The following is a 12,004-nucleotide window of genomic DNA, read 5'->3' on the forward strand; positions in this document are numbered from 1 at the left end:
TGTCGGGGCCGGGTAGTTCGGTGGCCGCGATAGCGTCCGTGAGGGCCTTCCGCATGTTCTCCGCGGTGGGGGTGGGGGCGGTCATACCAGTTCCCCCCGGCGTCCGAGCTCGTCCGCGAGGGCGTCCCGTGCGTACTGCTCATGGAGGGTGAGCTGAGTCAGTTTGTCCTCCAGGACCCAGCGGCGGAACCGCGGCTCGTGGAGTCCGCGGACCCCGAGGATCAGCGGGACCCCGTTGTCCGTCCACGCGACCACCCGGTGGTGTCGGGGTTCGAGTCCGGTGCGAATTTCCTTGACGCGAATCCAGTCATTCGTGTTGAGAATCATCTTGCTTCCAATCTATATTGAACTTGCGCGAGCTGTCGCCGGATATCCGGTAACGCCCACTGCGGTATGAAAACGGTGGTGTCTTTCGTGGTGATGAACACCCCGGGTTTCTTGTCCTGCGAACCGGGTTTCACGCTGAGAATGCGCGCGTCTTGCGGCAAGGTCATAGGTCCGCTTTCTCTCGGTCGTGGGTCTCATAGAGGTCCACGAGACGGTCGGAGACTTCCAGCACCTCGTTGTAAGGGATGAACACCTTCAGGAAACGGCCCCGCACAAGGGCCACTCCCTCAATGGGGTCGGTCTCCGGGTTCCACGTGTACGGGACGACTCGTAGCCGGTGACTCATGCCGCCACCTCCCGAACGTGCTGGGCGCAGCGGTTCGAACCGTCCACGGGCGGAGCGGAGCACATGCCCCGCTTGCAGTAGTTGGACCGTCCGGTTCCATCCGTGCCGGTGTGACCGTCCAGACCGGCCGAACCGTCCAGACCGTCCGCAACACGGCTCTGACTAGGCAAAACGCTCCCGCCGTGAAACTCATGGGCGGTTCGAGTTGAACTGTCCAGACCGTCCACGGGTGCTGTCTCAGGGTCGGTTCGGACGGTTCGGCCGGTCTGGACGGTTTGGACAGAAGGGGTCAGTCCGAACCGGGTCCAGGCCGTCACCAGCGCCGCCCGTTTGTACCCTCGAACGCCGTTCACCTTGTCGGCGTGGATCTTGAACCCCTGGGAAAGCAACCTGCCCATGCGCTGGGCCGTGAGCTCCCGCCCGTACGACGACGCCACCCCCCACACCTCCGGGTGGCTCATCACCAGGTCATCAATCAGCCGTCGCGTCGTCTCGAAGTTCCTGTCCTCCGGCCACAGCTCGGCGATGTGCGTCAGTAGCACCACGGCGGGTCGATCTGTGGTCATGCCGTCCTCCCTGTCCTGCTCGGCCTCCGCCATGTCGTGACGCGCGGCGTCGTCCACTTTCTGTGCCCACTCCGGTCCGGCGGCGTGGGCCACCCGCGCCAGGGGTCGCCACTTCTCGGCCATGCGCCCGCGGCACCCCTCTGGTAGCGGTGGCTTGACCGCGATCAGCTCCCGCGCCTGCTCCACGACGGCCGCGAGGTGCTCTCGGAGGTCAGTTGCTTCCGCGTCGAGTTCTTCCCAGTCGGTGTCCTCGGCCTGCCCCGCGAAGTCGGGCATCAGGAGAACGCGGATGCACCGGGAACGGGTGTCGTCCGGTAGCAGCGGGGCGTTGCCGGCCATTGCCACGGGGGCGTAGGTCGGGAACTCCTTGGGTATCCAGTCCCCACCCGCGGGCACGAGGACGGGGCGCGTGGAGCCCCGTTTGTACCCGGCGTTGATGACGGCCATCAGTTCCCCCACACCTTCACGCTTCGGGTCGAGCACACGGTCCACTTCATCCACGAGAATCGTGCGCGGCTCTTCCGCCACGAGCCGGGTCAGCAGCGCGGGTGAGCCCAGGGACGCGGCGAGCAAGGGTTTCCTGCACATCGCGTTCAAGTGCTCCATCAGCGTTGTCTTCCCGGACCCGTGTGTCGTGGAGTCGATCAGCAGGCGCGGCGTGGTGGCCGTGAGGTCCAGCGCCCACGTGTGCGCCGCCCACAAGGTGAGGGTGTCCAGGTCCCGGTCGTCGGTGACCACCACGAAACGGGCGAGCCAATCCCGCAACCGGTTCAGGGTGTTGTTCAGTTCGGTGTTCAAATCTGCTCCTTACCGGGCCGGGGCCCGGACTCATGCGGCGTCCGGCAACGGCGAGAACATCTCTGCGCGTTGCTGATCGCTCAGGGGGAAGTCGTACCCGGCGATGGGTTTGTCCTTCCACGGTGGTGTGCCCAATTGCTCGGACAGCGCTTTCCTGACGGCGCGCTGAACGAGTGGGCTTAGGGATTCTTGGTAGTGCTGACGCCCCATGACCGTGCCCAACAGGTACGCCGCCCTGACCTGTGGATTCGGGTGATCCAGGTAGGCCAGGGCGGCGCGCAGGGTTTCGGTGGGGACGCCCTCGAACGGGCTGTCCACGGCGGTCAGCCGACGACGGCGTTCACGAGCGCGGTGGCCCCGAGCACGTAGCCGACGAGCCCCACCGCGAGAACCGTGGGCGCGATTCGCTCCAGGAACTTGCGGATCATGCTGCGCCCCCCTCGTCGTGCTGGGGCCAGTGCGCCAGGACGTAGCACGCGGGGCACAGCTCGTCTCCGGGGTCCGTCCCGTGGATCGAGACCAGCGCAGGACGCTTCTGCCAGCGGTAGGAGCACAGCGCGAGGTACACCGGTGCATCCCCGTCCAGAACGCTCTTGTCCAACCGGGCGGTGTCCAGGAGATGCACGTACTCGGCAGGGTCGCGGGGATCGGTGAGTGACCCCAATGCGGTGGCCCCGTAGTACTCCAGATAGAAGCGCAACTGCGCCTTGTACCTCGTGCGGCGCAGACCATCCTTCACCGCCGCGCTCATCGGGCCACCTCCGCGCCGTCCAGGTGCGCCTCCTGGGACGCCCACCACCTGCACAACCGGTCCAGGGCGGCGCGGATCTCCTCGGCAGTGCCCTCCGTGATGGTCAGCTCCAGGTTGTATCGGGTGTCCTCCGGTGCCCGCGGGTACTTCACGGACTCGGCGTAGAAGTCATCCTCGGCGACGAGGTCCGCGCCCCAGAAGAGCAGCGAGCCGTCCGTGTCGCACTCAGCCCGGAACCTGGGCGGGACGTTCGCGGGGCGGGACGGGGTGACGGTAGCATGGGTCATTGCAAGTGCCTCCTGGTAGTTGGTGCTTGCTCGAAAGAGAGAGAAGTTCTCGGCCGTCCCGTCGTCCATCGCCAAATTTTCGACGGGGCGGCCATTTTCATGTGCTCGGCCGGGGGTCACAGGCGGCCCTCCAGTTCGCGGACCACCCGTTCGCGGACACCGGCGTTCTCAGCGGCCTCCAGCACGAAGTGCAAGACCAGCGTCGTGGCGTCCGCGAGGTCCTCCACGGCGAAAGCCTCGCTGCCGGAGAAGGCTTTCTCGAAGTGCTCGTCCAGCGCCCCGAGGTTCCATGTGGGAGCGGCTGAGATGCCCTGCATCATGTGGTGGGCGATGAGCCCGCAGGTGATCTGCTCGTTGGTGAATTCGTTCATGGTGTTCTCCTCGTCGTTGGTGCTCGGTCGTCCCGTGTCCAGGTAATCGGGCGCGGGGTCTTGCGTGTCTCCGCGGCGGCGCGGGCTCATTGGAGCAGCTCCCGCACGAACTCGTGGACAGCTACGGAACCGCGGCCGGTGGCGCGTTCCCCCGTGTCGTCCCGATAAGTCAGCGGGGACGGCCCCACGTCGAAGAACGTGCCGTCCTCGGCGGCCATGACGTACTTTGCGGCCCGTTCAATCGAGGTCCGGGACATCCGGCAACCATGCGCCGCGGCGTGGTCGCGGACCCGCTGCTTCGTGGCCGCATACCGGCCCGCGGGCATGTTGGACCCTGGTGCGGCCCCCTCGGACCTTCGGCTTGCGCCGTGAGGCTGTTGGATCATGCGTCTGCCTCTGCGAACTGCGCGTCCAGCCATGCGTTGACATCGGACTCGCGCCACATGCGGCGCCCCGCGATCTTCGCGGATCGGGGGGCCGTTCCTGCATGAACCATGTACCTCAGCGCACCGGGGGAGCGCCGGAGCATGTTCGCGACCTCGTCGGCGAACAGAAGTCGGTCCCGCTCCATGGTCAACTGGTCGGCCTGGGCGCCCGGGGTGGTGATCATTGTGCCTCCTATGTCGAGAGCGCAACCCGTTGCGGGTGGCGCAATTTCATGGTGGCACTTTGCCCGCGTTGCGTCAAGCGCATAGGGTTGCGGGTGTGCAGAAAAAGGCAAAACCCACCATTGAAGAGGAGTTCGGGCAGGCCATGCGCGAGCTCCGGGCGCAGCGGGGCTACTCCCAGAAGCGGCTGGCGGACGAACTCACGGCCGGGGGAGTGGAGCTCGATGCTTCCGCCGTGTCTCGGATGGAGAAGGGCACGCGTTCGCTACGGCTGTCGGAGGCTATGGCCGTTGCCGAGGTGCTCTCCACAACACTGGATCGAATGATCGTCACCGATCGGGGCGACTCCTCGGTGCGCGAAGCTCTAGCACTGATCAAGCAATTCGATGACAGCTTGAAGAGCGTGGAGCAGGAGATCGCTCGGGCGGTTGACTCCCAAATTCTGGCTTCGGACGTACGGAAACGACTCACCTCGATTACTGACGCGGGTGTCATTGAGGGAATAGCCAGAGGCCGCGCTATCTACTTGCAGACGCGGCTTGCCGAGATCTCTAAAACTGACCTTTCCGCGTTCGCGCAGGAGGTCATTCGAAAGCAGGAGGTCTTCTACGGGGCGGACGACGATGCCGACTAAGAACTACACGGGCAGCATCAAGCAACGCACTAACGGGGCCTGGAGGGCCCGCTACCGGGACGAGGACAGAAGGGAGCACGCCCGGCACTTTAAGCTCAAACGAGACGCTGAGGCGTGGCTACAGGAGGTCACCGCATCACTCGTCCGTGGGGATTACCTCGACCCGCAGCAGGCAGCGATGACGGTGGGGGAGTGGTGCGAAAAATGGTTCGCCGGATACGCGGGCAATAAGCAATCCACCGTGAAACAAGCACGCACTCACATCAAACGGATCGAAGCGCAGTTCGGACGCAAAAAGCTACGCACCATCAAGCCGTCTGACGTCAATGAGTGGACCGCGGCTCTCCGCCAGGAGGGACTAGCGGATTCCACCATCTACGCGTTGCACTCTCGGTTCTCCAGCATCATGGGCGCCGCCCAGCATGACGGGCTCATCACGCGCAACCCATGTTCCCGCAGGACCGCGCCGCGCATGGGAAGACAGCGGCCCTACGTTGCGACCACCGCGCAAGTCTGGGCGCTCCACGAGGCCATGCCGGGGCTCTACAAGAACGCTGTGCTCCTGGGCGCGTTCGCTGGCCTACGGATCGCTGAGGCCGTGGCTCTTCGCCCGCAGGACGTGGACAGGGAAGCGCGCACCATCAACCCCCGGATCCAGTACCCCCACGACACCCTGAAAACGGACGCGTCCCGGTGGCCCATTCCCGTGCCGGCCACCCTGATCAACGTGCTGGACAGCTCCGTGGAGAACGTGCGAGACCCCGAGGCCTACGTTCTCAATGAGTGGCAGCGGGGCGCGTCTCCAGACCGGACCGGTCACCACTTCACCATCGCCAAGAAAGCCGTGCCGGGATTGCCTGACGAGTTCAGGTTCCACGACCTCCGCCACTACTTTGCGTCGCAGCTCATCGGGGCGGGACTCGACATTCTCGCCGTCCAGCACGCCGTCCGTCACGAGAAACCCTCCACCACCCTCAACGTGTATGGGCACTTGCTCTCGGACAAAAACGAGTCCGCCAGGGCGGCCATCGAAACGCTGATGACCGGCCCCGGCGGACCGTTTGCGGACTGACGGGCCTTCTAACCCGTGTTTTAGCTAGACGCCGTAGTACAGCTGGAACTCCAACGGGTGGGGCACCTGCGCGAGGGGCTTGAGCTCGAACTCGCGCTTGTACTCGATCCAGGACTCGATCAGGTCCTCGGTGAACACGTCACCGGCGAGCAGGAACTCGTGGTCCTCCTCCAGGGCCTGCAGGGCCTCCTCGAGGCTGCCCGGGGCCTTCTTGATGTCCTTGGCCTCCTCGGGGGGCAGCTCGTAGAGATCCTTGTCCACGGGGTCCGCGGGCTCGATGCGGTTGCGGATGCCGTCCAGCCCGGCCATGAGCTGCGCGGCGAACGCGAGGTACGGGTTGCACGAGGGGTCCGGGGCGCGGAACTCCAGGCGCTTGGCCTTGGGGTTGGTGCCGGTGATGGGGATGCGGATGCCCGCGGAGCGGTTGCCCTGGGAGTAGACCATGTTCACCGGGGCCTCGAAGCCCTTGACCAGACGGCGGTAGGAGTTCACGGTGGGGTTCGTGAACGCCAGCACCGCGGAGGAGTGCTCCAGCAGCCCGCCGATGTACCAGCGGGCCAGGTCGGAGAGACCCGCATAGCCCTTCTCGTCGTAGAACAGCGGCTCGCCGCCCTTCCACAGGGACTGGTGGCAGTGCATGCCGGAGCCGTTGTCGTTGAACACCGGCTTGGGCATGAAGGTGACGGTCTTGCCGAAGGCGTCAGCGGTGTTCTTGATGACGTACTTGAACTTCAGCAGGTCGTCCGCCGCGGCGGTCAGGGTGGAGAACTTGTAGTTGATCTCCGCCTGGCCGGAGGCGCCCACCTCGTGGTGGGAGCGCTCCACCTCGAGCCCCACGTCGTCCAGAGCCACGCACATGGCGTCGCGCAGGTCCACCTGCTTGTCCACGGGGGAGACGGGGAAGTAGCCGCCCTTGACCGCGGTCTTGTTGGCCAGGTTGCCGCCCTCCTCCTTGCGGCCGCTGTTCCAGGGCGCCTCCTCGGAGTCCAGCTTGTAGAACGTGGACTCGGGGCTCACCTGGAAGCGGGCGTCGTCGAACACGAAGAACTCGGCCTCGGAGGCGAAGTTGGCGGTGTCCGCGATCCCGGAGGACTGCAGGTACGCCTCGGCGCGCTCGGCCACGCCGCGGGGATCGCGGTGGTAGGGCTCACCGGTGCGGGGGTTCACGATGGAGCAGGTCACCACCAGGGTCTTCTCCACGCGGAAGGGATCCACGAAGGCGGACTGGGGGTCCGGGATCAGCTGCATGTCGGACTCGGCAATGCCCTGGAAGCCGCGGATCGAGGACCCGTCGAAGAGCTGGCCGTCCGTGAAGAAATCCTCGTCCACCGCCTTGGCCGGCAGGTTGAAGTGCTGCTGCACCCCGGGCATGTCCGTGAAGCGGAGGTCGACGAACACGACGTCTTCGTCCTTGAGGAATGCCAGAACTTCTTCGGCTGATTGGAACATGGACCTGTTCTCCTTCTCTGTGGGCGTCCGGTCGACGCCGCGGCGCTCCTCAGGAGCAGCCGCGGCCGTTCGGTTCTGGTGTCCAGCGTAGGAACCTGGCGTTGCCCGTCCGTCACACTCGTGTTTCAGGCGTGTAACGGCCGTGGCGGGTCGCCGACCGGTCAGTGACGACCGCCAGTCTAGTCGGGCTGCGTCCCGGGGTCGGGAGCGCCCGATAGGGTGAGGACATGATTTCTCGCCAGGACATGGGCTCGTGGCTCGACGGCGCACCCCACGACGGGCCTCCCCACCCCGGACAGCGGCTCGGGCGGCCCCCGGAGGGCCCCGCGTCCATCGCCCGGTTCCCGGCCCGCCTGGTGGCCCTGCTGGTGGACTGGGCGCTGTCCCTGCTCCTGGCCACGGTGTTCCTGAGCCGGTGGAACGGGTCCGGGCTCATGAACCTGGCCGTGTTCTTCGTGCTCACCACGCTGATGGTGGGGTTCTTCGGCCGCAGCCCGGGGCACTGGCTCGTGGGACTGCAGGTGCAGACGATGAACGGCCGCCCCGCCGGATTCGGCAGAGCGGCCGTTCGGACCCTCCTGGTGTGCCTCGTGGTCCCGCCGCTCGTCGCGGACGAGGACCAGCGGGGCCTGCACGACCGCGCGGTGGACACCGTCCTGGTGCGCGTGCGCTGAGAGGATGGTGCGATGACGGGCCTCAGCGCCCGCGCATGCCCTTGCGGTCCGGGCGGGCGCGCATGGGATCCACGCCCTTGGGAATGGGAAGCCGGTTCTGCAGGGTGTTCATGCGGCGGTGCACCACCTGCACCTCCTGCTTGGTGAGCTTGTTCTCCAGCCCGCGCATCTGCTTCGCGAGCTTGTTGAGGGGCACCTGGCCCTCGCCGTTGCCGGACTTGATCACGTGGATCGGCACGTTCTGGATCACGGGGCCGATGCGCCGGCGTTCCTTGGTCACGAGCTTGTCCACACGGTTCACGGGACCTTCAGTGATGAACACGACGCCGGGGCGCCCCACGGCGCGGAAGAGCAGGTCCTTGGACTTGGGGTCCATGGCGGCCGGCTGCTCCTCCACGATCCAGCCGCGCTTGAGCGTGGACAGCGCGGCCCCGGCGGCTCCGGGCTGGCCCTCGATGCGGGAGAACGCGGCGCGCTCCGCCCTGCGGGACAGCAGGATCACCGCCGCCAGCACGGCGAACGGGACGCCGATCAGCAGCCACGTGATCCAGTTGCCCAGGGCCACACCGATCAGCAGGAACACCAGGAGCACGGCGAGGCCCAGCAGGATCATCCACCACTGGATGTTCGGCTCGCGCTCGCGGGTCATCTGGAAGACCTGCTTCATCTGCGAGAAGACGCCGGGTCCCTTGGCCGCCCTGCGCTGGCGCTTCTCCTCGCGCTTGCGGTCGCGTTCGGCGGCCTTGGCCTTGGTGGACGTGGCTGGTGACACGGTGGTTCCTCGCAGTCGCTGATAGGGGATCGGGGTCATTCTAGCCGCTGCCGCCGGGCCCCGCCGGAACGGCACCGTCCGGCGCCCGTCCCGGGACGTGGCACGACGACGCCGCCCGGGCGGGGCGGCGTCGTCGTGCGGTGGAGCGGGTGGGGCGTCAGCCCAGGCGGGCGAGCAGCGAGGACGCCTCCTGGGTGGCGGAACCGGAGTCGTCGATGTGGGAGAGGTGCTCCGGGATCTCGCGGCCCATCTTCTTCATGGCGCGCGCCCACAGCTTGCCGGCGCGGTAACTGGAACGGACCATCGGCCCGGCCATGACGCCCAGGAAGCCGATCTCCTCGGCGGCGTTGGAGAGCTCCACGAACGTCTCGGGCTTCACCCAGCGGTCGATCGGGTGGAACGTGGGGCCCGGGCGCAGGTACTGGGTGAGCGTGATGAGGTCGCAGCCGGCGTCGTGGAGGTCGCACAGCGCCTCGTAGACCTCGTCGTCGGTCTCGCCCATGCCCAGGATCAGGTTGGACTTCACGATCATGCCGTTCTCCTTGCCCTGCGTGAGCACGTCCAGGGAGCGCTCGTACGCGAAGGCCGGGCGGATCTGCTTGAAGATCCGGGGCACGGTCTCGAGGTTGTGGGCGAAGACCTCGGGCTGGGCGTCGATGACCTGCTGGACGGCGTCCGGCTGGCCCTTGAAGTCCGGGATCAGGATCTCCACGCCCGTGCTGGGGTTCATGGTGTGAATGGCGCGGATGGTCTCCGCGTTGAGCCATGCGCCGCCGTCCGCGAGGTCGTCACGGGCCACGGAGGTGACCGTGGCGTAGCGCAGCCCCAGGTCACGCACGGACTCGGCCACCTTGCGGGGCTCGGCCACGTCCACGATGCCGGGCTTGCCGGTGGCGATGTCGCAGAAGTCGCAGCGCCGCGTGCAGGTGTCCCCGCCGATCAGGAACGTGGCCTCACGGTCCTCCCAGCACTCGTAGATGTTGGGACACCCGGCCTCCTCGCACACCGTGTGCAGGCCACGGCCGCGGGCCATGGACTTCAGCTCGGTGAACTGGGGACCCATCTTGGCCGTGTTCTTCAACCACGACGGTTTCTTCTCGATGGGCACCTCGGCATTGCGCGCCTCGACGCGCAGCAGCTTGCGGCCTTCGGGTGCGATGGTCATGGGTTCTCCTCGCTGGTGGCGCTGACGGGGTCCGGTCCGCGGGGTTCGCGGGAGCGGGCCAGGGCAGGACTGGGGCTCTCGGGGCGGCTCAGGACGCCGCGGTGGCGGTGGCCCCGGGTGCTGTGGAACGGTGCTCGGGGCGGTGCAGGAGCACCGGGGGAGCCGGCGTGTCCGGCTCGAAGGGGACGCACAGGTCTGCCTCACGGGTCGACAGCTCCTGCTCCATACGCTCCACAACGTCCGCGGGGTCGATCCGATTCCCGGTCTCCTCGCTGAGGGAGGTGACCCCCGCGTCGGTGATCCCGCACGGGATGATCTTGCCGAACGGGCGCAGGTCGTTGGAGCAGTTCAGGGCGAAGCCGTGCATCGTGGCCCGCTTGGAGACCTGCACGCCGATGGCGGAGATCTTCCGGTCGGGGCCCCGCTCGTCCGCGAGCACCCACGCGCCGGAACGGCCCTCCACGGTGGTGGCCGGGACCCCGAAGTCCCGCACCACGGCGATGATGACCTCCTCCAGGACGCGCACGAAGCGCACCACGTCCAGGGGAATGGGCAGGCGCACGATGGGATACCCCACGAGCATTCCGGGACCGTGGTAGGTGAGCTTGCCGCCTCGTCCGATGGGCACCACCTCGGTGCCGTCCCACGGGTACTCGTGCTGCTCCGTGCGGCGTCCGGCGGTGTAGACGGGATCGTGCTCGACCATCAGGACGGTGTTGCCACGGGTGCCGGCCACGACCTCCTGGTGGACCTGCCGCTGCAGATCCAGGCACTCGCGGTAGTTCACCAGCTCCGGGGCCATACCGATGCGTTCGAAGTGCAGAGCCATTCGTCCACCCTATCCCCTCGCCCAGCCTGTGGATAACGTGAGCGCGCACCCGGGTGACGGGGCACAGTGGTGCCATGCAGCACGAACACCCACCCCAGACATCCGGTGACAGGACCGCGGGCGCCCCCGGCTCCGGGGGGCCACGTCGCCGCAGCGCCCGAGACCGCGTGCTCGCGGCGCGGGGCGCCGCGGGGGAGACTCGGGAGCCGGAGGCTCCCCCGGGGGCGGCGGCTCCGACCGCGGCCGCGCCGGACCCGGTGGAGCACGTGGGGGAGACGACGGCCGGTCCGGTGGACCCGGCCGACGCGTCACGCCACGAGGGTCTGGAGCTGGAGGAGAGGCTCGGCGAGGGGGAGGGCACACGGACGTGGCGTGCCCGGGAGCGCAGCACGCGGGAGGAGTTCGCGGTGACCTTCGCCGTGCTGGCGGATCCCGTGCAGCGCCGTGTCCTCGAAGCACGGTTCGGCGAGCTCGCGGAGCAGTGGTCCGGTGAGGAGCATCCCCATCTCGTGAGGGTGCGTGCCACTCTGGGGGAGGCAGACCGCCCCGCGGCGCTCGTCACCGAGTACGCGGAGGGGGTCACGCTCGCCGAGCGCATGCGCTCGGAGGGTCGGCTGGCACCGGAGGAGGTCTCCCCGGTGCTGGCCGCGGCGGCACGGGCGCTCTCCCGGCTGCACGAGCGGGGATGGGTGCACGGGCGGCTCGCGGCCGAGCACGTGCTGCTCACCCCTGAGCGCGGCGTCCTCGTGGACGGGTACGGGGCCCGCAGCGGGGCGCGCTGTCCCGGCCCGGCGTGGGGTCTCGGGGAGCGCCCGGAGTCGCCTGCCGCGTTCACGCACCGGGCTCGGGCGCAAGGGCCCGTTCTCGAACCGGACGTGCCGGCACCCGGGGCCCACGACGACGCCGCGGGGCCGGGGCGCGGGACGGCCGCACCCGGTGCAGACCCGACCGGGAGCCCCGGAGTCCCCCGGAGCCCCGGGGAGTCCACGCTTCCGGGGAGGGTGGAGAAATCCGGGGAAACCGGTGGACTCGGCCCGGCGGAGGACGTCCACGCCCTGGGTGTCATGGGCTGGCGCGCCCTCACGGGACGACTGCCCGGGCCCGACTCCCACCGCGTGCCTCTGACCCTGATGTGCCCCACCGCCCCGCGCCACCTGGTGCTGATGCTCGAGGCCGCCCTGTGCGACGACCCCGCCGAACGGCCCGCCGCACACGAACTCGCTGCGGGGTTCGACGCGGCAGCGCCCCTACCCGGACCCCCGCGGCGCCCTCGTCGGCCCGAGGAACGGATGACCCCGGAGGTGATCCGCGCGGACGGCACGGTGGTGCGCTCGCGACGGGTGTGGCGGCCACTC

16 protein-coding genes are annotated in these 12,004 nt (G+C 68.0%); 4 read left to right on the forward strand and 12 right to left on the reverse strand.

Annotated features, from left to right (window positions below; translation table 11 throughout):
• Nucleotides 1–81: 81 nt before the first annotated feature.
• The 8 genes from CWC38_RS12050 to CWC38_RS08730 all read right to left on the reverse strand — a co-directional run bounded on the left by CWC38_RS12050 (nucleotide 82) and on the right by CWC38_RS08730 (nucleotide 4,056).
• Nucleotides 82–327: a hypothetical protein gene (locus CWC38_RS12050; protein WP_124106153.1), complete on the reverse strand. Its 246-nt coding sequence runs from the start codon at nucleotides 325–327 to the stop codon at nucleotides 82–84.
• A 342-nt stretch (nucleotides 328–669) separates the two neighbouring features.
• Nucleotides 670–2,037 carry a DUF3631 domain-containing protein gene (locus CWC38_RS08700; protein ID WP_121846376.1) on the reverse strand — a complete coding sequence of 456 codons (1,368 nt, stop codon included), beginning with the start codon at nucleotides 2,035–2,037 and terminating at the stop codon, nucleotides 670–672.
• A 30-nt stretch (nucleotides 2,038–2,067) separates the two neighbouring features.
• Nucleotides 2,068–2,355: a hypothetical protein gene (locus CWC38_RS08705; protein ID WP_121846377.1), complete on the reverse strand. Its 288-nt coding sequence runs from the start codon at nucleotides 2,353–2,355 to the stop codon at nucleotides 2,068–2,070.
• A gap of 106 nt (nucleotides 2,356–2,461) precedes the next feature.
• Nucleotides 2,462–2,788, reverse strand: a complete 327-nt coding sequence (locus CWC38_RS08710; protein WP_121846378.1) for a hypothetical protein — start codon at nucleotides 2,786–2,788, stop codon at nucleotides 2,462–2,464.
• A complete protein-coding gene (locus tag CWC38_RS08715; protein WP_124106154.1) occupies nucleotides 2,785–3,075 on the reverse strand; it encodes a hypothetical protein in 291 nt (96 codons plus the stop codon). Before CWC38_RS08715 ends, CWC38_RS08710 begins: the two co-directional genes overlap by 4 nt.
• 116 nt (nucleotides 3,076–3,191) lie before the next feature.
• Nucleotides 3,192–3,446: a hypothetical protein gene (locus tag CWC38_RS08720; protein ID WP_121846380.1), complete on the reverse strand. Its 255-nt coding sequence runs from the start codon at nucleotides 3,444–3,446 to the stop codon at nucleotides 3,192–3,194.
• A gap of 86 nt (nucleotides 3,447–3,532) precedes the next feature.
• Nucleotides 3,533–3,703, reverse strand: a complete 171-nt coding sequence (locus CWC38_RS12115) for a hypothetical protein (RefSeq protein ID WP_165860378.1) — start codon at nucleotides 3,701–3,703, stop codon at nucleotides 3,533–3,535.
• Between the two features lie 125 nt (nucleotides 3,704–3,828).
• Nucleotides 3,829–4,056, reverse strand: coding sequence for a helix-turn-helix transcriptional regulator (locus CWC38_RS08730; protein WP_121846382.1), 228 nt, complete (start codon nucleotides 4,054–4,056; stop codon nucleotides 3,829–3,831).
• A gap of 95 nt (nucleotides 4,057–4,151) precedes the next feature.
• Here CWC38_RS08730 and CWC38_RS08735 point away from each other — a divergent pair, with 95 nt between their 5' ends.
• The gene (locus CWC38_RS08735) at nucleotides 4,152–4,688 is read left to right on the forward strand and encodes a helix-turn-helix domain-containing protein (protein ID WP_124106155.1); all 537 of its coding nucleotides are present in this window, start codon (nucleotides 4,152–4,154) and stop codon (nucleotides 4,686–4,688) included.
• Nucleotides 4,678–5,760 (forward strand): tyrosine-type recombinase/integrase, encoded by a 1,083-nt coding sequence (locus tag CWC38_RS08740; protein WP_240625181.1) that lies wholly within the window; start codon nucleotides 4,678–4,680, stop codon nucleotides 5,758–5,760. The genes CWC38_RS08735 and CWC38_RS08740 overlap by 11 nt, the downstream gene beginning before the upstream one ends.
• A 24-nt stretch (nucleotides 5,761–5,784) precedes the next feature.
• On the opposite strand, the gene glnA is transcribed toward CWC38_RS08740, so the two are convergent.
• Nucleotides 5,785–7,209 (reverse strand): type I glutamate--ammonia ligase, encoded by a 1,425-nt coding sequence (glnA, locus tag CWC38_RS08745; protein ID WP_121846384.1) that lies wholly within the window; start codon nucleotides 7,207–7,209, stop codon nucleotides 5,785–5,787.
• 227 nt (nucleotides 7,210–7,436) lie between these two features.
• Here glnA and CWC38_RS08750 point away from each other — a divergent pair, with 227 nt between their 5' ends.
• Nucleotides 7,437–7,883 carry an RDD family protein gene (locus CWC38_RS08750; RefSeq protein WP_121846385.1) on the forward strand — a complete coding sequence of 149 codons (447 nt, stop codon included), beginning with the start codon at nucleotides 7,437–7,439 and terminating at the stop codon, nucleotides 7,881–7,883.
• A gap of 22 nt (nucleotides 7,884–7,905) precedes the next feature.
• On the opposite strand, the gene CWC38_RS08755 is transcribed toward CWC38_RS08750, so the two are convergent.
• The 3 genes from CWC38_RS08755 to lipB all read right to left on the reverse strand — a co-directional run bounded on the left by CWC38_RS08755 (nucleotide 7,906) and on the right by lipB (nucleotide 10,649).
• The gene (locus tag CWC38_RS08755; RefSeq protein ID WP_121846386.1) at nucleotides 7,906–8,655 is read right to left on the reverse strand and encodes a DUF4191 domain-containing protein; all 750 of its coding nucleotides are present in this window, start codon (nucleotides 8,653–8,655) and stop codon (nucleotides 7,906–7,908) included.
• 157 nt (nucleotides 8,656–8,812) lie between these two features.
• Nucleotides 8,813–9,820 (reverse strand): lipoyl synthase, encoded by a 1,008-nt coding sequence (gene lipA, locus CWC38_RS08760; RefSeq protein WP_121846387.1) that lies wholly within the window; start codon nucleotides 9,818–9,820, stop codon nucleotides 8,813–8,815.
• Nucleotides 9,821–9,908: 88 nt separating this feature from the next.
• Nucleotides 9,909–10,649, reverse strand: a complete 741-nt coding sequence (lipB, locus tag CWC38_RS08765) for a lipoyl(octanoyl) transferase LipB (RefSeq protein ID WP_240625182.1) — start codon at nucleotides 10,647–10,649, stop codon at nucleotides 9,909–9,911.
• A 266-nt stretch (nucleotides 10,650–10,915) separates the two neighbouring features.
• Here lipB and CWC38_RS08770 point away from each other — a divergent pair.
• Nucleotides 10,916–12,004 (forward strand): protein kinase (locus CWC38_RS08770; protein WP_165860379.1); only part of this gene is annotated, 1,089 nt, incomplete at its 3' end.

Source organism: Kocuria tytonicola (assembly GCF_003687455.1).
Lineage (GTDB): Bacteria > Actinomycetota > Actinomycetes > Actinomycetales > Micrococcaceae > Kocuria > Kocuria tytonicola.